Origin of the sequence: Wolbachia endosymbiont of Dipetalonema caudispina, from assembly GCF_013365495.1 — a bacterium.
In the GTDB taxonomy this organism is placed as follows: Bacteria; Pseudomonadota; Alphaproteobacteria; order Rickettsiales; family Anaplasmataceae; genus Wolbachia.
The window spans coordinates 33143-57046 of the sequence record NZ_CP046580.1 but is presented as its reverse complement, the minus strand read 5'-3'; the positions used below and the strand labels follow the sequence as shown (position 1 = coordinate 57046).

Sequence of the window (23904 nt, the reverse complement as noted above, 5' to 3'; positions counted from 1 at the left end):
TGATAATAATCAACATTACTTAAAAAATCACTTCAGGAAATAAAAATTTTTCAGAGAAATTTTTACCTTTAACTAATAATTACACAACAAATCACTATTATAAATCTTAACAAAATAAGTTATACTAATTTTAGTAGTACTCAATAATAACCCAGAGAAATGTTATTAATTACTTCACTTTTAAAGTCACTCTTTAATGTTAAAAATGTTAAAATTATAGCCTATACTTCAAACTAGGCTAACTCTCATATCCCTAAGATACTTTTAAAAATTTATAAATTTCTATTATGATTAATTTATCTAAGCAAGTTATATAGTTACATTGAAACAAGCAAGATCAATAATGAATCATATAATCAGTACTACATTTTATAAATTGATGCTATAACATTAATTACATTAACCAAAACATGTTTTTTATCTAAGTGCAGTTGCTTAGCAGCAACAAAAAGTTTATCTATTTTCTTCCACTGAGCTAACAAAATTTCAACATCATTAACACTTTTTTTTATTCTTTCTAAAATAAAGGTTTGAATTATATACGACGCTAATTCCAACTCAATCTTACTATTAATCAATTCAATAATTCCTTCAGGAATACTTAAACTAGAAAGAAATTTATAAAAGCACCTACATACTTCATAAGTATCATTATTTATTAAATTTATTATTATTCCTGGTGTTCCAGGAAATAAAGTAATAATTTCATCAAACACTCGATCATCAAATTTACATTGAGATAAAACAATCCGCCTTGTTTCATCATAAGTCAATGGAAATAAATTTAGCTGAAAACACCTACACTTTATAGTAGTTTGTATATCATACGGCTTATGACTAATTACAAATATTTTAGAGTTTTTTGGTGGCTCTTCCAGTATTTTTAATATTGCATTTCTAGCATTACTTGTCATCGCTTCTAAACTATCTATTATAACAATTTTATACTCTGATTGAATAGAACTTAAGTGCAAAAAATCTTTCATTTTTCTTACCTTTTCTACTCCTATTGCATCACCATCAATAATAAGTAAATCCAATGCTACTCCATTATGATTTCCTATAAGGAACCAATTAGAAAAAGACTTTGCAAGTGTTGCCTTTCCTATACCTCTTTTACCACAAATTAGCCAAGAACGAACAGATAAGTTATTCATCAATTTTTTTTTAGCTTGATCATGACCTATTACATCTTTCATCTTTTCTATAATCTCTATTCAAAAGAATACTACTAACCATTTGAAGTGAAATTATACCCTCCCTTATAACCTTAATCTTATCTTGAGTTAAATCAATAATAGTAGATTCTACACCAGAAACTAATTCATCATTTTCAGCCACTGCTGATAAATGCCGCTTTATCAATTCAGGTATATCACTAGCTTTATACACACCTCGTTCTCCTGAAATATTCATACTAGTTGCAACTATTGGAGTTTTTAATCTATTTAATATTGAAATTGCAATAGGATGACTAGGAATCCTTACTCCTATACTATCTTTAAAGAATTCATTTGGTAATATGTTATTATTCTTAAGTGGTAAAATATAAGTAATCGGCCCAGGAGAAAAGTGACTTACCAAACTAATATATTTCTTATCTAGTTTTGCTACTTTTGTCAAGTTATAAATATCGTTAACAAATATAGATAATGGTTTACTCCGAGAACGCTTCTTTACTTGATATATTTTTTCTATAGCATTACTATTTAATGCATTACAAGCAAGGGCATAAATCGTTTCCGTTGGAAAACACACTAATAAATCATTATGTATAGCATTTACTATTTTATATATCATAGAACAATAAATAACTTTTATAACAAAAAATTACCCACAAAAGTAAGTATATTGTGAGAGTTTAGCTATACAAGCCAAGTTCAATTTCTCTACACACTAATGTACTATCTCTTAATTAAGAGAGTTCTCATTTCAAAAATATTTAAAGACAAACTCTAAAAAAACTTAGAGATAAATTTAAATAAAATATTATTACTTCCCAACTTCAACTTTTAATATTATAAATGACATCATGATTAAGGTTAACCAACAATATTATATAAATTTTCTATATTAAAATAAACATTAAAATTGATGAAACTACTGTATTAACACAAAGAACTTTTTATCAATGTAAAATGCCAAAATCAATAACTATAAGCAATCATATAATATACTTTTATATGAATACTTTTTTAAAGGATCATCAATAAAATTAAGCTTCACTTACTACTTTAGCATAAACAAAACAATAATATTACACTAATAGTATTCAAGAAAAAACAAATGAGAAAATAATATCCCTAGCAAAAATTTTATTCGAATAAAACTTGATATTTAAAGACTCATTACAAAACAAATATATTAAAGATTTTTTACTACATACCTAACGTAAAACCAACCATATAATCATAGTAAACACTACACTTTTATCAAAAAAACAACTCATAAAAATAATATTTTTATTTTGATAAATTTAAAACATAGACCATCATTAAAGATAAAAAACTTTTAAAAATTATTACAAAATCTTAAATAATAATGCAAGAGCAAAAAAAGTATATCGACCGTAGTTAAAATAAAACTACACACAAAATTTTTCATTTAAAACAAAAACACCCACTACATATTGAAATGTAAAAGTTAGTAAAAATCTCATGTGAGACTTCTTGGTATCAAACATTTAAAGTATTATCCTTACACGCCAAGTCAGAATAATTTATCTGAAAATTTAAGAGCTGCTACTTATTTAAGAACCACTACAAAAAAATTTTTAAAAAAAGAATTAAAAAAAAACTTTAATAAAAAAACGAAGCAAAATTTAATGTTATCTTTTTATCTTATGAACACACACTATTATTCAGTAGATTTTTTAAATTACTAATTTAAAAAATTAATGCCGTAATAATATATTTAAACCTACTTTATACTAGAGTAACTACATATAAAAAACAATACTTAAAATATAAGATCTTTAATATATTAAGATCTTTAATTAAGAAAATTTAAAAATTAGTAAAATAAATCCTTGTATTTAAAATAATAAAAATATCAAATACTATAAAACATTACTTAAGAAAAGCATCATGAATATATATCACATAAGTATACCATTTATAAAGACTATAAGCTAAATTTATACATAAATAAATATATCAATAATCAGTATTATCTGACAGAATAATTAACTATTACTATAGATGAAATAGTAGCATTACAAGTTTAAAATAGTAAAAATTTTAAACAGCAAAGATACTAAAATACCATCACAAAACCATAATATACACCATTTTATGGATCTGCATTTGATACATACTGAAAAACCTTCACATTAAAGAAAGGAACCCAAAAGCCAATTTTGAGAGCAAGATCAAGCAATAAAATGTCCAGATCTCACAATTATCTTAATGAGGTTATTTTTTTACTTAAATCATAGATAACTTCATGTTTAGAAGCTGAAAAAACACAATTTAAGCAAAAGTAAAAACTACTGAAAAAGGAATAAAATTTTATCTTAACAAATTAGTTACACCAAAAAATAATGAAAGCACACAATGATAAAAACACCTTAAAAAAATAAAAAATTATTTACTGAATAAAACTAAATCTTCAATTCACTAAAAAAAATAAGAATTGATATGAACAAAAAAATAAGTTTTTGTATAGTTTAAAACTCTTGTACTAAGTTTTACCTTTGCTATAATTTAAAGTTTAATCTAATTCAAGTTAGTGTTAACGAACAAAGTAAAAGAAATCTTAAGCTACTACGAAAGCGAAAACCCTGGAGTAAAAGCAAACCTAGTCCGTATTCTCATGCATGGAAGACTTGGTGGAACTGGTAAACTATTAATTCTCCCCGTAGATCAAGGATTTGAGCATGGACCAATAAAAAGCTTCGAAATTAACCCTGACGCTTATAACCCACATTATCATTTTCAACTTGCAGTCGATTCAGGAATAAGTGCATATGCTGCTCCACGTGGCATGATTGAAGCTGGAGTTTCAACTTACGCTGGGATGTTACCACTAATCTTAAAACTTAATAGTTCCAACTCTTTGCATTCTAAAAATCTAGCCTTTGATCAGGCAATCACCGCTTCTGTGAAAGATGCATTACACTTAGGCTGCACAGCTATTGGGTTTACCATATACCCTGGTTCTGCTAAATGCCTTGATATGATAGAAGAAGCCTGTGAAATCATAACCGAAGCTAAATCTTATGGACTTGCAGCAGTACTATGGTCTTATCCACGCGGTGAAGGAATTTCTAAAGAAGGTGAAACAGCAGTTGATATTATCTCTTATGCCGCACACATGGCAGCTTTACTTGGTGCCAATATAATAAAAGTAAAACTTCCAACTATTCACTTAGAAAAAGAAAAAATAAAAACCGAAAATATTAAGTCCTTATCTAAAAGAATTGAATACATTAAAAAATCTTGTTTTGCAGGAAGAAGAATAGTAATCTTTTCTGGAGGTGAATCAAAATCAGTAAATGATATACGCAACGAAGCAAAAGCAATTAAGCAAGGTGGCGGTGATGGCTCAATCATTGGGCGTAATGCTTTTCAAAGAAACAGAGAAGAAGCTTTATCTATGCTAAAAGAAATAATAGATATCTACAAATAAAAAAACAGGCTGGGTGGCAGAATGGCTTATGCGGAGGATTGCAAATCCTTTTATACCGGTTCAATTCCGGTCCCGGCCTCTCCCCTAGTTTTCTATACCCATGAGCTACTTATTCAATAATATAGAGTTTTTAGTGAATAAGGCATTTTGCAACCTAGAAGCACAAAAGCACTATGTTACTATGAGTTTCAATCTCAATAATTTTTTTTTGTAAATTAAACAACATCACCTAGTGTACTTAAAAAAATATCACCCCTTATTATACCCGTTATGAATTCACTATACATTAAGATAATATAATAATATAAATTTTTATCATATTAATTTTACTACTTTAGTAAAGTAGAAACTATTTACCCATAATTTCTGCTATAAATTTCATTATATGAATTTAGTACTTTAGTAAAATAGTAGTACTATTCTTAATACCATCAAAAAATTTTTAATATTATAGGACACTATTAAAAAAACAAACTATACATAAATCTATTTATTCATTACAAAAGATTAAAATCCTAATCTTTTGTATACTGCTTTATTTATAATAACTTTTATTAACAAATATTCACCCTGACAAGATGTAATTTTTTAAAATTGAGAAAAAACAAAAGAAACCTATTTCCAAAAGGGGATATCAAGGCATGTTGAGGTTTGAGAGCTTTTATCATCAAGTCCTTATAAAACATTAAAATTACACTTTTATATGTTTAACCTACTTTATTCTACAGTTTATTGATCTCTGTCTTCTTTTTTTATAATTCCTAACACAAAAATATATTCCTTTCAAGAAAATATGCCTTAGTATCAAAAAAAGCTGTGTAACACCTTTCCCAAGGTATAATATTAATATTCCTTCTTAACAAAACCATTAATCTCTTTTAAAAAATGACTACTAATAATATAGTTACAAACCTTCACAAAGATTAAAAATTATCTTCTAAAAAATTAAAGTTTATACTTACATAGCTTCACAAATTTCTTCCTCTACCATATACTATTCATTAATGAAAATTGTTTTTAGTTTCAAAACGAACAATATTTTTTATCCCCAATATAGCTAATAGTATAAGTTTAAGCTTACTATAATATTTTATACTTTCATCAAATTAAAATGCTGAAGAATTATATTCTTCATAAAAAAACAACTCATCATTAAAAATAATCTATAGCATGTAATAATCATCTTTACTATATTTCAATAAATATAACTCACAAATAACATTATTATTAATAATAATATTAATAGCCAAATGTATATATAAATACACATACTCAACTCAGTATTATCTACAATATAAGCATCTTGGTTACCAAATATATTTATCTCACTCAATTTTACCTAATACACTTTATTTGATCTTTGCTTTTTCAAAAAAGTAAATTGTTCTCTATTAGATCTATTACTTAATTTTTTTTTAAGTGTCTTAATCTCTTTACAAAATTTTAATATTACTTTCTTCAATACAAGCTGAACTTTTTTTTTCACAAGAAATATCTAAATACCTACTTTTTTTTTATTTCTTCAACACTTACTCTACATAAAAAGCTCTACTCTAATATTGCTTCTTCTATATTTTTAGACCTATTTCAAAAACACTAATTTTCTTTTGTGATTTATTAACAAAAATCATTACTATAAATAAAGATTTTTATTACACAAATTTATAAAAAGCACTATCAATTAAACTCTTCTTACCTTCTCACATCACTCACTCTATTTTTCAAAGATAAAAAGCTTTCTCTGATTATTTATTCTATACTGACATCTTATTTTTTTAATTTATTATCTTTAAATAATGTAAAACCTATACTAATGACTATTTAATAAAGTAAAAAAACTGAAAAGCTCAAGCTAGTAAATAAAATTTAAGAAAGCTTAAATTTATTTAAGAGAGAAAATTTAGTCAAAGCTAACAAAGGATAAAAAAATTTATTGACTCAATCATATTTGACTCTATAGACTAAAGCTTGTTTTTTATTAGTTCTTAACTAAGTATACATTATTACTATAAATCAAAGTTAAAAAAGCGTATTTAACGTAGTTAATTATTATTAAATAATCAATAAATGAATTGAAAAATTAATTTCAATATTATTTATCATTTATAATACAAGTAAAGCTAATGTCCTTTTTAATTGTAGCAAATTGGAAAATGAACGGAACTCGATCTTTTCTTATTGACTTTATAAATAAACTTAATAAAAAAAGTAATGAATTTAGTTCTAGAATCGTGATTTGTCCACCCTTTACATCATTACCAGATAATATAAAACTAAACAATAACATTAGTATAGGAGCACAAAATTGTCATTATAAAAAATATGGATCTTATACAGGCGAAGTTAGTGCAAAAATGCTAAAAGAATTAGGGTGCACTTACGTAATACTCGGACACTCTGAAAGAATCAACGAAACAGATAATGAAATAAAACTTAAATCAGAAGCAGCAATAAAATCTGGTCTACATCCAATTATTTGTATAGGTGAAAATGCAGAAGATTACAAAAGTGGAAAAACAAAAAAAATAATAGAACATCAATGCAAGAACCGCTTATTACCAATATATGGTGAATATACCGTAGCGTATGAACCTGTATGGGCAATAGGTACAGGATATTTACCAAGTAGTGATACACTTGTTGAAATAATAAAGATAATAAAATTATATATTGGTAAAAAACAAATTATATATGGTGGTTCAGTTAGTTCAAAAAATATAGAAAGTTTACGTGATACCTCAGATTTATCAGGATTTTTAATTGGTAGTGCAAGCCTAAATTTTAATCACTTTTATAAAATTGTAAAACAGGTTGAAGAAATCTATCAAACCTGAGCAGTCACTAAAATCTGTATGCATATTAATAAATTAAAAAGGTATAAAATAATAGCATTAATAGCTGCAGCAGGAATAGGCAGTAGGTGTAGTAGTATAATCTCTAAACAATATATAAAGCTGGCAGGTAAACCTGTTTTATTTCATACAGTGAGAAAGCTTTTAGCTAATCAATATATAGATTATGTAAGAGTAGTCATTAATAAAAGTCATGAAAATTTCTATAAAGAAGCTATATCATCAATTATAGATACTAAATTACTAAATCCAGTATACGGAGGAGAAATTAGGCAAAACTCAGTTAAATTAGGACTTGAAAGTTTGCAAGAAATAAATCCAGATTTTGTCATTATACATGATGCGTGTAGGCCCTTTGTATCAAATGCTTTAATAAATAATTTGACTCAGTTTATGATAAATGGCCAATACGCTGGAGTAGTACCAGCAACAAAAATTGAAAATACTATGTTGATAGTAAATAATGATTACATTGAATCTACAATTTCAAGAGAAAGGCTCAGAACTATACAGACTCCTCAAATCTTTAATTTTAAGGAATTATTATCGTGCCATCAGTCAAACAAAAAATTTTCAGATGATTCATCACTTATGCTAGAATACAAAAAATGTGTTGCCATTATTAATGGCGAAAAAAATAATTTCAAGTTAACTACAAAAGAAGATATTTATATGGCAAATTTTCTTCTTGAAGAACCAAAATATCGTATTGGAATAGGCTACGATATACATAAGTTTGTTAAAGCTCAAGATAATACTAAGAATTTTATTAGAATTTGTGGAGTAGAAATTGAGCATAACATGGCAATAGAAGCAAATTCCGATGGTGATGTGGCAACACACGCAATTGTTGATGCGATACTAGGAGCACTAGGATGTGATGATATAGGAAAATATTTTCCATCTAACTCTCCTGATTGGAAAGATTATAACTCATCTTATTTTCTAAGCTTTGCTGCTACAAAAGCTAAAAAAAAAGGATATCGTGTATCTAATTTAGATATCACTATAATTTGTGAAGAGCCTAAAATATCACCTTGCAAAACAAAAATGAAGCAGTTTATATCAAAAATGCTAGAAATTGATGATGAATTTGTAAATATTAAAGCAACCACTGCAGAAAAATTAGGTTCGATTGGAAGAAGAAAAGGAATAGCAGCACATGCTTCTGTATTATTATACAAGTTAACGTCTTGCACTAATTTTTCCTAATGCTGCTATAAGCATCTTTTTCAATAGAAGAAATATAATTAAGATAAGTAAATACTCACTCTAAAAACTCATTAAAAAATCTTATTTTTTCATCTTCAATAAAGCCCGTCATAAATATTTCTGCTATTTTTAGTATACAGCAAGGGCTTAGACCACAAAATTTTAAAGAATTATAAAAACATTGATTTTAATAATATTAACAATAATGTATATTTTTTAAAAAATTTCAACTTTACCATGTTTAATCTTAAAGCTCTAATATTTATTTAAAAAATAAACTTTTTTATGTAGGTGCAGATTATATTTAGTATATTTTATTTAACAAATTTATTATACAATTTATAAAATATAGACACTTTTAATATAATATCCATTCTATTACACTAAGTTACTTTAGCATATTCTTAACCAAATATCCCTCCCATTTTTCTTCTCATTAAAAAAAACTTAACCAACTTGTTCACTCTATTGCCATTAAGTTTTATGTATTTTATCTTCGACCAAAAAAAATTCCTGTGGCATACTATTCTCTAATAATCCTTCATATTTCTATACTATTAGAACTAAAATACAACCCATAGCAAAACATAGTAAAACATGTAATGTAACTCAATTTTATCTATTATACTGCACAAAAACTTTTAAATATTAATTAAGTTAACAAAATTAATATGACGTTATTACTAATCAGAGTTAATATAGATCGTCCCTAAATCACAATCTATTATCTCTATTTTATTAAAAATAAATCTATACTTTTCTCCATAAGAGATCTAAATATGAAAATTCTTAATTTTAAAATAAATTTGTAAATATGAACATCTATAATTTCCACATTTATCAACTACTAGTCGATTTTTTTAAATGAACATTTTCTCAAAATTTTACAAAAAGGGTGTATTTTATAAATTTTTCTCTTCAATATAGAAAATACTTTATATAGTATAAATATTTATTGAAATATCTTAAAATTAATTAAAATTAACTAAACTTCAAAAACTAACCCATAAAAATTAAGTTTACAAACATGATTTATCTCTCCCAAGTAAGTAAATTCAATTTTACTTTTCAACTACCTAAATTAGGCATCAATCATTCTAAACATTATCCATCCCATATCATTACATAAAAATAAACTCTCTTAGAATAATTCGCCTTTCTAATAATTAAATCTATAACTTTTTTTTTACTCTAATCCTAAATTTTATGAAGAGACACATTGATTTCAAACTACGACTAGTTTTCTTACTTAAAAGGTAACCAACTCATAAATATAATAGCAAAATATAATAGCAATATAATAGAATAAAAACTAGTAATAACTCTAGCACTCTTTCTTTAAAATTAAGAAGCATAAATTAAATATTTGTTTAATCTTATAAAAAAAACATAAAAAACACAAAAACTCATAATATAATCTCAAAAATCCTTTTTTGTCACATAATACTTGCTATCACTAATAAAAATAGTTTAGGTATTTATTTGTATAAACACCATAGAATAATATTCGATAACTATAGCTATTTTTTTAAATACTGAAACTTTACCCTACAATTAAAATGATTTTTTCCTTATGGAAAAAATAAATAGAATAAATAACGCTAATAAAGTTAATACTAACAAAATTGAACTAATATTTACTTACAAAAATTTATTTCTGCATTATGATTCATAAAATATATCAATTAGAATTTAGACTATACTTCAATATACTCATTTAACACTAATCCATTAGTAGAGCTGAAAAAAAGTTATTTTAATAGCGCTATTATATATATAGTTCCCGATTCAATAATATCTTAAAAGGTTAAAACCACTTTAGTTTTAAAAAAATAATTGCAACTTCTCAATGAACACAAGTAAACTCTACTAGTAATAGTATATAACAGAAGTTACTACATTTTTAAGAAAAAAATTACCTTTTTCTACTACGTTACAACACTATTTACAATAGTCTCTATTATTTAAAGTATGAACTTTAAAAAATATTAATAACTTACAATATCACCTAAATATTAATTTAATATCTTAATATTAAAAATAATATACTTAAACAGTATATAAAATGCATAACTACTTTATTACGGTACTCATTTATATTTGACTTAAATTATTAGTAAAATAAACTAACATATAGTTTATACTAATTATTAATTTTTAAAAAAAAGTTATTCTATATTAATCAATATAATCAAGAAAAATAACTATGCTTATACAAAATAATATTCTGCTTTGCAAACTATGGATATTTTTGGCAGTATGTGCTCTTGCTTGCTCTGGATTGCTATCAATAATTATTGTCTTTCTACGATTACCTCTTATTTCTTCTCTGATTTCCTCTGCACAATATATCTTTGATAATGCACTAGTGATACATGTAAACTTATCGATTTTAGTGTGGATGTGCTCTATAATATCTTTACTCTTTATTATAAATCTACAAAACATTAACAATTGGCTTAACTTTTTATGGGCTCTCTCAACCTTTTCTATGTTTTTGATATTTATATCCACATTTGTTCCAGACACTGAAGTTATTAAAAGTAACTATATTCCTGTATTACAGAACAAACTATTTTTATTTGGACTTAGTTCGTTTATTATTATCATATTGATAAATGCAACCTTCACTTGTCTGTTAAATAAACAGAACTCTTACCTTTTTATTGGACAAATTGGACTAATTATTATACTTGCATCATCATTTTTTTGCTTTGTCCTAGCTTATAAAAGAATACCTAAAATATTATACTATTCAGATAAAAATTTATTTTATGAACATATTTTTTGGGGAGGAGGACATTTACTGCAATTTGCTTTTGCTCAAGGGATGTTTTTAGTTTATCTAATCATGTTAAATTTCTCCAGTACAGGTCCGACTTTAAACAACAAAATTTCTACTTTACCATTATTTATAAACATGATTATGGCAGCATGTGCACCATTCATATACTTTATTTACTCAGTAGAGAGTACTGAGTTAATGTACTTTTTTACTTGGTATATGAGAACTGCTGGAGCAATTTTATCATGCTTTTTAATAAAATTAGTATATTACAATATAAAAAACTTACTCAGCAACAAAAACAATCATTACTTATTACATTCATTCATATTATTCACTTATGGAGGTATACTTGGATTCTTCACTATTAAAGAAAATGTTACCATTCCTGCTCATTACCATGGTTCTGTAATCGGTATCACTATAGCTTTTATGAATTTTATTTATTGGCTATTACCAAAACTAAACTGTAAAGGGATAAAAAGTTCCGTAACAAAATTACAGATTTATTCCTATAGTTTTGGACATTTCCTTCACATTACCGGCCTTGTTTGGCTTGGGGAATATAATACCTTAAGAAAAATTGCAAATTTACCAAGTGTATCATCAATACTAGCATGTGCATGCTTTATTATAGGTGGAGTTGTATCAGTTATTAGTGGAATATTATTTGTAACAGTTGTACTTCAGTCCCTGCTTAAAGGCAAAAATACTTAGATTTTTCTTTTAAAGAAAACTCATAAAACTTTCAGCACATTTCTTGCTGTTCATTATTATATAATGAAAATATTTAATTATATTTATCTATACAAATCAAAAAAAGTATTGTAATTAATATTATTCATTTTTTATAATGAATCTTATATTTTACTCATTTTAATTTTATATATACCAAAATAGACAATATTATTGTAAAACATTAAAGACAGTATCATAGAGTATCATTAAGACTAATGAATAACCACTACTTTAACATGAAGTTAGTTATTTACTTTTTATCACTTAAACACTTTAATTGCAATTATTGATCATTTAAGTATAATTTGTTTTAGACTTACATAATCATATATAAGATGAAAGAAAAAGAAGAACAGTTTAGTTTCACATTAAAAAATCTCAAAAAAGCAAAAAAACTTATAAAAATGTGTCCAAAAGGCAAAAAGAGAAGTGCTGTTATGCCTTTACTATATCTAGTTCAAGAACAATGCGGATGGATTTCTAAACCTGCCATGTGTTATATTGCCGATATGCTTTATATTCCACATATCCATGTATATGAGGTAGCAAATTTTTACACTATGTATAATTTAAAACCAGTAGGCAAATACCTAGTACAAATTTGCAGAACAACCCCCTGCTGGTTATGTAATAGCGAAGAAATTTTAAACACTTTTAAAAAAAAACTTAGAATAAGTATTGATGAAACTACTAAAGACAATCTATTCACCTTAAAAGAAGTTGAATGTCTTGGTGCATGTATTAGTGCTCCTGTTATAAAAATTAATAATGATTTTTATGAAAATCTTACTCCTCAAAAGGTAGAAAACATCATAACAAAACTTTCAAACAAATAGATGGAAAAGAAGTTTTCATTTAAAATAACCAAGCAGTCAGGCCATGCAAGAGTTGGAATTATTAAAACTCCAAGTGGAAATATAGAAACACCAGCATTTATATTTTGTGCAACAAAAGCCGCAATTAAAGTTGCAGATATTGGCAGAATCAGTGAAGCTGGTACTCAAGCAATACTGTCCAATACCTATCACTTAATGCTTCAACCTGGAGAAGATACTGTAGAAAAACTTGGGGGGTTACACAAAATGATAGGATGGAAAGGACCAATACTGACTGATTCTGGTGGATATCAGATATTTAGCTTGGGACATGGATCAGTTTCAGAAGAAATAAAAGGAATAAGAAAAAAACAAAAAACTTTAGTTAAAATTAACGAGGATGGAGCAATTTTTCGTTCTTACATCAATGGCAAAATTTACTGCCTTACTCCTGAAAAATCTATGCAAATTCAACAAAAACTAGGGGCAGATTTAATCTTAGTATTGGATGAATGTACACCATTTCATGTTAGCAAAGAATATACACAAAAATCAATGCTCATGAGTCATAAATGGGCTAAACGTTCTTTAAATGAGTTTGAAAAAAAGAACGATGATAAACAAGTATTATATGGAATTAGTCAAGGTGGAATATATCAAGACTTACGTAGAGAAAGTTGTGATTTTATTAATGATTTGCCATTTTTTGGTCAAGCAATAGGAGGATCTTTAGGTCAAAGTAAAGAGCAGATGTATGATACAATTTTTTCTACTATGAAACATCTAAAGAGAACTAGACCTACCCATTTGCTTGGTATTGGTGGAATCGTGGATATCTTTCGCACAGTAGAGTTTGGAATTGATACATTCGACTGTGTTTATCCTACTCGTTTAGCAAGGCATGGTGCCGCACTTGTTAAAGTTAAAAATAAAAACTCTATTGCTTCAAAACATAAAGAGCACATTAATTTACGAAATCGACAATTCGCATTAGATAACACCCCAATTGAAATTAACTGTTTATGTTTTACCTGTAAAAAACATTCAAAAGCTTATATACATCATTTATTAAAGGCTAAAGAATTATTAGCCTACACTCTTATCACCGTTCATAACGTCTTTTTTATGAATGAACTAATGAAATCTATAAGACAGGCAATATTAAATAATAAACTAAACAAAGAAAAAAGTAACTGGATTAGTGAGTAAAAAAAACTATATCATCATTACTGTATCTTATTTTTTACAAAGTATCTTTACTACTAACTTTTTTTCATTGTCTTTTAACTCGAATTTTAAAATATATGCAATAGTCCTAATTAACAGTATTAAGCTTTACCTTTTACTTAAAATTTAAGTTAAAAAAAATATTCTAGAAGAACGATGTTTTATCAATATTTAACATATACCCTCCTACAAATAGGAGAGTATTTATTTTACTATATTAAAGAAGAAAAAATTTTTGATGAAAAACTGATAACTTATATATAAAAAGATCTAAAAATTACAAGATAATACAAATCCCAAGATAAAGAAGAACTAAAATCCTTGTCTATCCCACGTTTCAACAAACCTAATCAGGTTAATATTTCCTCATTTACAAACTAAATACCCAAAAGGGCTATGAAAAACAGCAAAAATTTATCTAGCTTTCTCTAAATAGAGAGTATAGTTAATTTTTACATTTAATAAGTCCTAAGAAATTAAAGTACTCATTGTTAATAAAGCCTATAACAAAGAACAGCAAAGTTAGATTAGAAAAGTTTATATATTAAATACTAAAATGATTATAAAAAAAACAAATATAGTTAATTACAAAATAATATTATTTAATGACATATAATAACCATAAAGGAAAACTGATAAGGTTGTCAAATCAAAAACAAAAAAGAAATGCTAAAAAAAATAGAGTTGAGTCTCTAAAAAAATAATAATTTAGATGCACAGACATCTATCAAACAAAATGAAAAGTAATAAAATGATATTTTCTAGAAAAAAAAAAGTATTAGAACTTATTAGTGCAGTTTTAGAGTTTTAAGAGATTTATGATTTTTACATTATAAAAAAAAAAGAAAATCAAGTAATATTATGACTCTTCATGGTAAAATAAAGAAACATTTTTTTTAAATATATCACAATTTAAAACATAAATAAAACTATAAACACCATGCATAGTATTTCACTATCAATACAATAAATATCCCTAAAATTATCACTAATCAAAAAAAATATATATCTTAAATACTCATCCCTATAATATAGATCGATAACTAAAGTTTTTTTTAGAATTATATACTCAAAGAGTAATAAATATTATTTACCATTAATTAAAATTAATATCATCAAATGAAAGATTAAAGCACTAATATTGAGTCAAAAAAAGATTAAGATCTTAAAATAATTAAGAAAAAAATAGCTAAACAAAAGAACATAAATTTAAACATAATATTATACATAGTACTATTCGTTTCTTTAAATCAGATAAGAAATGAAAATAAAAGTAAAATTATACAATAATACTGCTGCTCAGAATAACTATTCGCTTACTTACATCCAATGTTAAAATATATGTATAAAAGGACTAAAAAAACTTGTCTAGGTCTAGTTACTAAAAATATAGAGATACAAAAAAACATTTTCTATATTTATGTATTAAATTACTAATTTACAAAAAAAAAGTGGGTACCTTCTCTGTAATTTGAGTATAATTTTGACTTTACTTAAGCAGAAAATGAACCATTTAATAGAATATATTTTAATATTTCTTTCTTTACCATTTTTTATTACTGAAAACTATCTGTTAATTACTGTACTAATTCCTTTACTTGGTGGAGTAATCATATTTTTTACCGATAAATGGCCTAAAGTAGGCAGTAGCATTACTATTCTCTCTTCCGTGCTTCTATTTATATATACATGTCTATGCACTTTATATTGGATATGTAGCGATCATCCTCAGTTTATCCTTATTGATTTTGGCAAAAATTTACACATTAGCTTAAAATTAGAGTCTACAGGAATAATATTTAGTCTATTAATATCATTTTTGTGGATATTAACCAGTATATACACAATATATTACATGAAAAATAGCTATCCTGGTAATAATCACTCAAATTTCTTATGCTTTCTTTCAGTATCAATCAGCTGTACAATGTTTATTGCCTTTTCTGGCGATTTATTTACTACATTTATTTTCTATGAACTCTTAACTATCAGTACTTACCCTCTTATTACATACGATGCAACAAATGAATCAATAGTAGCGGGACGCTATTATTTAGGTACGCTGTTTTTTTCCTCCTTAATACTATTTTTCCCAGTTCTAGGTTTATTATACAGCAAATTTCATACTTTAGACTTTACAAACAATGGAATATTTAAATTTGACACTTCACTTATAACTTTCACTGCAATATGTTTTGCCTTGCTGATTTATGGAATAGGTAAAGCTACATTAATGCCAATGCATTTTTGGTTACCCAAAGCAATGGTTGCACCGACTCCTGTAAGTGCACTATTACATTCTGTTGCTGTTGTGAAATCTGGAGTTTTTATTATTATAAAAGTTATATCATACATTTTTGGTATCAGTAATCTGCAACGTTTTGCACAACAAAACTGGTTTGCTGGAGGATGGTTACCTTATGTTGCTGGATTTACAATTATTACTGCTTCAGTAATTGCACTTAAGCAAAAAGAATTAAAAAAATTGCTTGCTTATTCTACCATTTCTCAGTCATCATATATTATATTATCCACTTCAATTCTTAGCGACTTCAGCATAAAAATTGCAATTTTTCAATTAGTTTCTCATGCATTTGCAAAAATTACTTTATTTTTTGTTGCAGGTAACATAATAATGGGAACAGGCGAAAAATATGTAAATAGAATTAATGGTATAGGACGAAGCATGCCAATTACTATGATAGCATTTACCATAGGAGCATTATCTATGATAGGAATACCCCCTACTCCAACTTTCTGGAGTAAATTTTTTATCTTTCAAACTGTTTTCAACTCTGGAAATATATTACTTACCATATTTATTACTTTTTTATTAATTATAAGCACCATACTTAATGCCATGTATTTTTTACCAATAATTTACAATGTTTTTTTCTCAAAACCTTCCTCCAAAAATTTTTTCATTAAAAAGATACCTATTTTTCTAGTTTTACCACCAATTATTACTGCTATATGTACTTTTATTATTTTTTTCAGTTATCAAATAATATTTTAAAGCATTTATTCTCCACTTTTAAAACTTTAACTTATTAAAAATCACCCATCTACTAGATTTAAATCAATTATAGAAACATGTTCTTTGTTAAAGATAAAGTTCATGTCCTTAACTAGCATACCATCAGTAATATTCAAAAGTTCCGGTGGAGAAATAATGGTTCTTTTATTGTTAACTCTCATTCCCACAACTCCAAGCTCTATAGCGAGTGGCACCTTTTTATCACCAACCTTAAACTGTACTGTTTGATTTTTAATTATATACTTACCATCATATTCCATCACATCATATTTAATTGAAATTTCGTCACCACACTTTACTTGTTTTCCAGTTTTATTAATAAAATTATCAAAAACCATGATATTATTCACTGAATCAGGATATCTATCTTTTACTTCAAGTAGCTTAACATAATAAGAACTCAAACTCATCTTGTCGTCACTAGCAATATTATTTATAGTCACTACACGTTCCCCTCCTTCTTTCATACCTATTGTTCCTAAACCTAATTCTTTCCAGTTGTTTTGACCTATTTTCAAAGTGACATTAGAAACTTGATTTAAAAGTAGCGATAAATTATTAGGCACTTTATATACCTGTAACAAAACTTCCTGACCACATAAAACTTTGCTACCATCACCTTCTATAATTTCATAAAAGCTTATCATATTTTCCTCTCTTTTTTGCTGTATTATCTCCTCTAAATACTCTGCCAGTCCACATTTTTTAATATAATGATCGAGTGCTAATTCAAATATTGGCTTTACTAAATAATATGCTATAGTCCGTATTAAACCATCATGTATAGCAGCATTTACTTCATAAAAAATTTTTTTCTCCTTCTGCTCTAGTCTTTCTTTATTTATAGAAACTACAACAAACACAAAAGACAACGTTAAAGTAAAAATTATTACTATAGAAATAAGCAACTGTAATACAATTTTACTAACCATCCTTTTTAATTTGATTTAATAAGTTATACAAATAATGAGTATTTCCTGGAAGTTTACTGATACTATTTAAAGCTTGTTTACAAAGTTTATCTATATAATCTTTCACATCACTTTCATCAAATACAAATATTAAATTATTTACTTTATCTTGTTTATAGTCCTTAATATCATCCCCAGCCTGAAAAATGAGTCCTAGATTTATCCCGTAATTATATAACGCTTTACGTTCTTTATTTGTTGCATCTCCTATTATAGCACCTATTTCACATGAAGCTGCAAGTAATTTTGCAGTTTTCATCAAATGAATTTCTTTTATTTTACTAAAGTCTTTACTAATATCTAAAACTTGTCCTCCTACCATCCCTTTACTACCTATTGCTTGAGAGAGCACTTTTATAATTTCACAACGCTTATGACTGTTCTCATTTAGTGAAGATAATATTTCAAAAGCAAGAGTAAGAAGTGCATCTCCAGCTAGTACTGCTGTCGCCTCATCAAATTTCTTATGGCAGCTTAACTGATTTCTACGAATATCACTATTATCCATACATGGCAAATCATCATGAATTAAAGAGTAGGTATGAATACATTCAACTGCTACAGCAACTAGTATGACTTTCTCAGCTCTTACATCAAATACCTGTGACGAAGCCATAATTAAAAACGAACGCATATATTTTGTAGGAGCAAAAAGCATATAACGCATTGCCGATACAAGCCTATTTTGACTATTTTCAGGTAAAATTTTATCTATTTCTGCAATAAGCAAATTTTTCATTGATTTATCTAACATTTTTAAATTTTATTAATTCTGGAAAGTATATTAAAGTATACTTTAGGCTTAGAAAACTTTATTATGCAGTTTATCAATTACAAAAGGTGTTGCAAACATAAAGATTTTTTATAACATCTAAAGAATAGATTATTTTTGGTAAAATAAATAATGAATAGTAAACTGGTAAAAAGTACTAGAGAAGTCATAGAGGAAAAAGTAAAAAATATTGTACTAGAACATATTAGTAAAGATGTGGAAAAGTTTAATAGCTTTTCAAAACTTTCAGAGCATGGCGCAGATAGTTTAGATGCAGTTGAAATAATTATGGCAGCAGAAGAAGAATTTGAAATAGAAATTCCAGATGAAGATGCACAAAAAATGGAAACTATGGAACAAATAGTTGAGTATGTAGTAAAAAAAAAACAAAAAGTTAGTGATCAATGAACAGAAGAGTAATAGTTACTGGTATTGGTCTAATTACTCCATTGGCAATAGATGTCAGAAATACTTGGCTCAAGTTAATAGATAGTAAGTCTGGCGTAAAGGAAATCAGTAGGTTTGATGTTTCTGATCTTGATTGTAAAGTCGCAGGGCAAGTTCCTTTACAATACAATAACATTGAACACTGTTTTAATTCACTAAATTATGTTTCTAAAAAAGATCTAAGAAGGACAGATCGCTTTATTCACTATGGTATTGCTGCTGCTATTCAAGCGGTAGACGATTCACTAATTCTAAAAAGTCAAAATATTAATCGAGAACGTATTGGGGTTACTGTTGGTTCTGGTATAGGCGGGCTTTCATCAATTCAAGAAAATGTAATTACTATGCAGGAAAAAGGACCAAAACGTGTCAGTCCATTTTTTGTTCCTGCAAGTTTAATAAACTTAATATCTGGCCATATCTCCATTAAATATGAATTTACGGGACCAAATGATTCAACGGTAACTGCATGTGCAACAGGTGCACATGCAATAATAAACTCAGCAAGAATCATAAAACTTGGTGAAGCAGATGTAATGATTGCAGGTGGGTCAGAAAGTGCACTTTGTAGAGTTGGAATTGCTGGTTTTACATCTATGAAAGCATTATCAACCAAGTTTAATGATAAACCTGAAGAAGCTTCAAGACCATGGGATGAAGAACGTGATGGATTTGTTATGGGTGAAGGAGCAGGTATACTAGTTTTAGAAGAATACGAACATGCAAAAAAAAGAGAAGCAAAAGCATATGCTGAATTAGTTGGATATGGATTAACAGGAGATGCACACCATATCACAGCACCACATTCAGAAGGAAGAGGTGCATTTAAAGCAATGCAAATTGCTTTAAAAAATGCACGAATTAACCCAAATCAAATTGGATACATTAATGCACACGGTACTTCAACACCACTCGGAGATAAAATTGAAGTAATAGCAATAAAACAGTTATTTGGTGAACATGCTTATAAAGTACCAATTTCTTCCACTAAGTCTTCTATAGGACATTTACTTGGTGCTGCAGGAAGTGTTGAAGCAATATTCAGCATCCTTGTATTAAACAATGGAATTACTCCACCAACTTTAAATTTACATAAGCCTTCAAAAGGATGTGATTTAAACTTTGTACCATTTAAAGCTCAAGAACACAAGGTTCAATACGTGCTCTCTAATTCATTTGGTTTTGGTGGTACTAATGCGTCACTTATCTTTGGACAAGTATAACAATTTTTACTAAAACTATTACAGCTAAAATATATAAACATAAAGTTCTATTTTTATGAAAATAATTACTTTTTTATAAATTTTCTTTTTACATCATCTTAAAGAAGATAGCAAAAAAGTTTAGATAGAATAAAATTTGCTTTTTAACAAGCATATTATTAAAAAATATGCAAGAAGCTTTTTTATTAACTCTATAAACTAGTAAACCAGAGAATAAATTCTATTTACTTTTACAATATCTTAAGATCTAATGTCACTTTATCAGTCAAAATATCAAGAAGAATTATTGTAATTTAGGCCAATATGTTTTTTACTCTTTTTCTCAAAATATTGCCTATTTACATTACAATACTTATCGGTTGCTTAGCAGGAAAATACCTTAAGATTGATAAAAACACTATATCTCAAATACTTTTTTATATAGCTAATCCAATAGTAATTTTATATGGAGTATCTCATACAGAGGTCAATTTAAAAATAATTTCTTTGCCAATCTTGATATGGTTTATAGGTAGTACTATGTCCTTATCAGTTTATTATCTTTCTTCCTTTCTATTTAAAGATAACACAAAAAACATATTAGCATTTAGTTCAGGCAGTACAAGCATGGGTTATTTTGGATTACCGATTGCTATGAGTCTATTTGATGAAGATTCAGTATCTGTATATGTTGTCTGTTATATAGGAATGGCATTATTTGAAAACAGCTTAGGATTTTACATAGCTGCAAATGGCATATATACTGCAAAAGAATGCATGTTAAGATTATTCAGGCTTCCTTCGTCATATGCAATGGTTTTAGGCTTTCTTATAAGTATATACAATGTACAAATACCAATTTTTTTAACAGATGTGATGATGAACATTAGAAGTACATTCATTACATTAGGAATGGTGCTATTTGGAGTGAGTATCGTACAAATTACAAACTTTAAAATAGATTGGAAACTTGCTTTAACCACTATTACAGCAAAGTACGTGTTTTGGCCATTATTTGTTTTAGGAATTGTTTTGATAGATAAACATATTATAGGTATATATGATGAAAGTATATATAAAGCACTGATGTTGCTAGCTATTATTCCAGTTTCTGGATCTAGTGTAATACTTGCCAACATTTTAAATTACCAACCAGATAGAGCTACTTTATTACTTCTCATAAGTACTACAGTAGGACTATTTTATGTTCCATTAATAATATCATTGTTCTTTGTTAAACTTGTTTCTTTTTAAGAGAAATAAGCTTATAACATATTTATCTGTTTAGCTCAATAAGCCTATACTAAACTATATAACTCAATTATTCTACCACAATTTTGCTCAATTACATTTGCTACATTTAATATTCCAGCTTCATCATAATAATTTCCAATTACTTGTAAAGCAAGTGGTAATCCTTCATTAGAAAGTCCAACAGGAATAGAAATAGCCGGTAAACCGGCTAGACTTGCCGGTACAGTAAAAACGTCATTAATGCACATAATTAGTGGATCTGGTTTTTCGTTTAAACCAAAAGCTTCTGTCGGAGTCGATGGAACAAGTATATAATCTACTTTTTCAAATGCTTCTATAAAATCGTTCCTGATTAATGCTCTAATACGTTGTGCTTTATCATAATATTCATTATAATGACCTGAAGAAAGTGCATAAGCCCCCATTAAAATTCTTCTTTTTACTTCTTTTCCAAAACCTTCTGCTCTCGTTAGTGAATACATTTCCTCAAGAGAGTCAGCACTAGCTCTAAAGCCATAACGCACACCATCATAACGAGCAAGATTAGATGAAGCTTCAGCAAAGCAAATTAAATAGTAGACTGGTATTGCATATTTAGTATATGGCAATGCAATATCAATAACTTCAGCACCATTTTCTTTTAAATCAGAAGAAACTTTTTCCCAATAATGAACAATTTCTTCTGAAATTCCACTCATTCTATACTCTTTTGGTATACCAATACGCTTGCCCTTGATATCACCATCTATAAGAGTAGAAAACTTAGGTACTAACCTTTCACTTGATGTTGAATCTTTATTATCATACCCACAAATTGTTTCTAGCATTAATGCTGAATCGGAAACAGAACGAGTAATCACCCCTGCTTGATCTAAAGAACTTGCAAACGCAATCATACCAAAACGTGAACACCTCCCATAAGTTGGCTTTATCCCAACTACACCACAATAAGCTGCCGGTTGACGTACAGATCCCCCAGTATCACTACCAAGTGCTCCAGCACATAAAAATCCAGCAACTGCTGATGCAGGTCCACCAGATGATCCACCAGGCACAACTTTTTCCCCATCACTTTTTCTAGTCCAAACATTTTCAACAGGACCAAACCAACTATTTGTATTCGCAGAACCCATAGCAAACTCATCCATGTTAAGCTTACCAAGCATAGCTGCTCCGCTCTTTAAAAGTAATTCAGATACTGTAGATTCGTAAGTAGGAATAAAATTCTCTAGCATTTTTGAACATGCCGTCGTTTTTATTCCTTTAGTGCAGAACAAGTCTTTTACACCAATTGGTATACCCATAAGTGGAGGAGTTACATCATTTTTCTGTTTTGAAAAATATTCATCTGCTGCTTTAGCAGCTCTTATTGCTACTTCTGGAGTTTTTGTTACAAATGCATTTAACTTCTCACCTTCAACTGCATTAATATGTACCTCAGCAAGTTCAATAGCAGAAAAATCTTTACGGTTAAGGCCCTCACGCATTTCTGTAATGCTTAGTCTTCTTAATTCATTCATTAAAATTTAATTTTAAGCAAAACATTAATTATAACAACAATAAAGCAAATGGTCTATATATTTCTAACTATAATAGAAATATGACCAAGACATTTAAATAATCAAAACAAATTCGAATTAAATTAAAATCATGCTTAAATCATTATCCTAATATATCATAGCATAAATTATAGTTTAATATTTAATACTATAATACTAATATTAGCTTAAATGATAAATATTATATACTATCCACTAAAATTTTAGATAGTTACTAGTATTTTATTTTTATAAAATGAACTACTACCTATTCCACTATTCTTAAATCTAATTAGTTAATTCCAAATAAAAAAACAAAATCATAAATAAGTTACATGACTTGTATAGTAATTTTTCTTTGCAGATGTAAAGTAAGTTTAACTTACTCAGTATTTATTTTATATAAAATAATTGAATTGACTTTA

The 23904-nt window shown here is 27.2% G+C and carries 15 protein-coding genes and 1 tRNA gene; 11 read left to right on the top strand and 5 right to left on the bottom strand.

The features are described from left to right. Positions 1–362 precede the first annotated feature (362 nt). Positions 363–1199, bottom strand: coding sequence for an AAA family ATPase (locus GOY14_RS00210; protein ID WP_175809194.1), 837 nt, complete (start codon positions 1197–1199; stop codon positions 363–365). Next, on the bottom strand, positions 1177–1800 hold the full coding sequence (locus tag GOY14_RS00205) for an L-threonylcarbamoyladenylate synthase (protein WP_175809192.1): 624 nt from the start codon (positions 1798–1800) through the stop codon (positions 1177–1179). The genes GOY14_RS00210 and GOY14_RS00205 overlap by 23 nt, the downstream gene beginning before the upstream one ends. A gap of 1929 nt (positions 1801–3729) precedes the next feature. Between GOY14_RS00205 and GOY14_RS00200 the strand changes: the two genes are divergently transcribed. The 8 genes from GOY14_RS00200 (at position 3730) to GOY14_RS00165 (ending at position 17274) form a co-directional block, all read left to right on the top strand. Next, the gene (locus GOY14_RS00200) at positions 3730–4629 is read left to right on the top strand and encodes a class I fructose-bisphosphate aldolase (protein WP_175809190.1); all 900 of its coding nucleotides are present in this window, start codon (positions 3730–3732) and stop codon (positions 4627–4629) included. A 7-nt stretch (positions 4630–4636) separates the two neighbouring features. Next, a tRNA-Cys gene (locus tag GOY14_RS00195) sits at positions 4637–4708 on the top strand. 2044 nt (positions 4709–6752) lie between these two features. Next, on the top strand, positions 6753–7463 hold the full coding sequence (locus tag GOY14_RS00190; protein ID WP_175809188.1) for a triosephosphate isomerase: 711 nt from the start codon (positions 6753–6755) through the stop codon (positions 7461–7463). An 18-nt stretch (positions 7464–7481) separates the two neighbouring features. Beyond that, on the top strand, positions 7482–8693 hold the full coding sequence (gene ispD / locus GOY14_RS00185; RefSeq protein ID WP_175809187.1) for a 2-C-methyl-D-erythritol 4-phosphate cytidylyltransferase: 1212 nt from the start codon (positions 7482–7484) through the stop codon (positions 8691–8693). A 2206-nt stretch (positions 8694–10899) separates the two neighbouring features. After that, positions 10900–12195 carry a cbb3-type cytochrome c oxidase subunit I gene (locus GOY14_RS00180; protein ID WP_175809185.1) on the top strand — a complete coding sequence of 432 codons (1296 nt, stop codon included), beginning with the start codon at positions 10900–10902 and terminating at the stop codon, positions 12193–12195. 356 nt (positions 12196–12551) lie between these two features. Next, positions 12552–13052, top strand: a complete 501-nt coding sequence (gene nuoE, locus GOY14_RS00175) for an NADH-quinone oxidoreductase subunit NuoE (RefSeq protein ID WP_175809183.1) — start codon at positions 12552–12554, stop codon at positions 13050–13052. After that, on the top strand, positions 13053–14240 hold the full coding sequence (gene tgt, locus GOY14_RS00170; RefSeq protein WP_175809181.1) for a tRNA guanosine(34) transglycosylase Tgt: 1188 nt from the start codon (positions 13053–13055) through the stop codon (positions 14238–14240). A gap of 1522 nt (positions 14241–15762) precedes the next feature. After that, the gene (locus tag GOY14_RS00165; protein WP_410543570.1) at positions 15763–17274 is read left to right on the top strand and encodes a proton-conducting transporter transmembrane domain-containing protein; all 1512 of its coding nucleotides are present in this window, start codon (positions 15763–15765) and stop codon (positions 17272–17274) included. A 41-nt stretch (positions 17275–17315) separates the two neighbouring features. Here GOY14_RS00165 and GOY14_RS00160 read toward each other — a convergent pair whose 3' ends face one another. Then, positions 17316–18227 (bottom strand): FKBP-type peptidyl-prolyl cis-trans isomerase, encoded by a 912-nt coding sequence (locus tag GOY14_RS00160; RefSeq protein ID WP_175809179.1) that lies wholly within the window; start codon positions 18225–18227, stop codon positions 17316–17318. Continuing rightward, positions 18220–19020 carry a polyprenyl synthetase family protein gene (locus tag GOY14_RS00155; RefSeq protein ID WP_175809178.1) on the bottom strand — a complete coding sequence of 267 codons (801 nt, stop codon included), beginning with the start codon at positions 19018–19020 and terminating at the stop codon, positions 18220–18222. The genes GOY14_RS00160 and GOY14_RS00155 overlap by 8 nt, the downstream gene beginning before the upstream one ends. Before the next feature lie 150 nt (positions 19021–19170). On the opposite strand from GOY14_RS00155, the gene GOY14_RS00150 reads away from it, so the two are divergent. The 3 genes from GOY14_RS00150 (at position 19171) to GOY14_RS00140 (ending at position 21941) form a co-directional block, all read left to right on the top strand. Beyond that, positions 19171–19446: an acyl carrier protein gene (locus GOY14_RS00150; protein WP_175809176.1), complete on the top strand. Its 276-nt coding sequence runs from the start codon at positions 19171–19173 to the stop codon at positions 19444–19446. Next, positions 19443–20708 (top strand): beta-ketoacyl-ACP synthase II, encoded by a 1266-nt coding sequence (gene fabF / locus GOY14_RS00145; protein WP_175809174.1) that lies wholly within the window; start codon positions 19443–19445, stop codon positions 20706–20708. The genes GOY14_RS00150 and fabF overlap by 4 nt, the downstream gene beginning before the upstream one ends. 303 nt (positions 20709–21011) lie before the next feature. Continuing rightward, on the top strand, positions 21012–21941 hold the full coding sequence (locus GOY14_RS00140) for an AEC family transporter (protein WP_175809173.1): 930 nt from the start codon (positions 21012–21014) through the stop codon (positions 21939–21941). A 44-nt stretch (positions 21942–21985) separates the two neighbouring features. Here the strand turns inward: GOY14_RS00140 and gatA are convergent, their stop codons facing one another. After that, positions 21986–23461: an Asp-tRNA(Asn)/Glu-tRNA(Gln) amidotransferase subunit GatA gene (gatA, locus tag GOY14_RS00135; protein ID WP_175809172.1), complete on the bottom strand. Its 1476-nt coding sequence runs from the start codon at positions 23459–23461 to the stop codon at positions 21986–21988. Positions 23462–23904: the final 443 nt, after the last annotated feature.

What these genes read in the sequence shown, in the direction of transcription:
- nuoE (WP_175809183.1), top strand. Translation starts at nt 12,552, where the DNA reads ATGAAAGAAAAAGAAGAACAGTTTAGTTTCACATTAAAAAATCTCAAA.
- fabF (WP_175809174.1), top strand. Translation starts at nt 19,443, where the DNA reads ATGAACAGAAGAGTAATAGTTACTGGTATTGGTCTAATTACTCCATTG.
- GOY14_RS00190 (WP_175809188.1), top strand. Translation starts at nt 6,753, where the DNA reads ATGTCCTTTTTAATTGTAGCAAATTGGAAAATGAACGGAACTCGATCT.
- tgt (WP_175809181.1), top strand. Translation starts at nt 13,053, where the DNA reads ATGGAAAAGAAGTTTTCATTTAAAATAACCAAGCAGTCAGGCCATGCA.
- GOY14_RS00210 (WP_175809194.1), bottom strand. Translation starts at nt 1,199, where the DNA reads ATGAAAGATGTAATAGGTCATGATCAAGCTAAAAAAAAATTGATGAAT.
- GOY14_RS00150 (WP_175809176.1), top strand. Translation starts at nt 19,171, where the DNA reads ATGAATAGTAAACTGGTAAAAAGTACTAGAGAAGTCATAGAGGAAAAA.
- GOY14_RS00140 (WP_175809173.1), top strand. Translation starts at nt 21,012, where the DNA reads ATGTTTTTTACTCTTTTTCTCAAAATATTGCCTATTTACATTACAATA.
- ispD (WP_175809187.1), top strand. Translation starts at nt 7,482, where the DNA reads ATGCATATTAATAAATTAAAAAGGTATAAAATAATAGCATTAATAGCT.
- gatA (WP_175809172.1), bottom strand. Translation starts at nt 23,461, where the DNA reads ATGAATGAATTAAGAAGACTAAGCATTACAGAAATGCGTGAGGGCCTT.
- GOY14_RS00160 (WP_175809179.1), bottom strand. Translation starts at nt 18,227, where the DNA reads ATGGTTAGTAAAATTGTATTACAGTTGCTTATTTCTATAGTAATAATT.
- GOY14_RS00180 (WP_175809185.1), top strand. Translation starts at nt 10,900, where the DNA reads ATGCTTATACAAAATAATATTCTGCTTTGCAAACTATGGATATTTTTG.
- GOY14_RS00155 (WP_175809178.1), bottom strand. Translation starts at nt 19,020, where the DNA reads ATGTTAGATAAATCAATGAAAAATTTGCTTATTGCAGAAATAGATAAA.
- GOY14_RS00165 (WP_410543570.1), top strand. Translation starts at nt 15,763, where the DNA reads ATGAACCATTTAATAGAATATATTTTAATATTTCTTTCTTTACCATTT.
- GOY14_RS00205 (WP_175809192.1), bottom strand. Translation starts at nt 1,800, where the DNA reads ATGATATATAAAATAGTAAATGCTATACATAATGATTTATTAGTGTGT.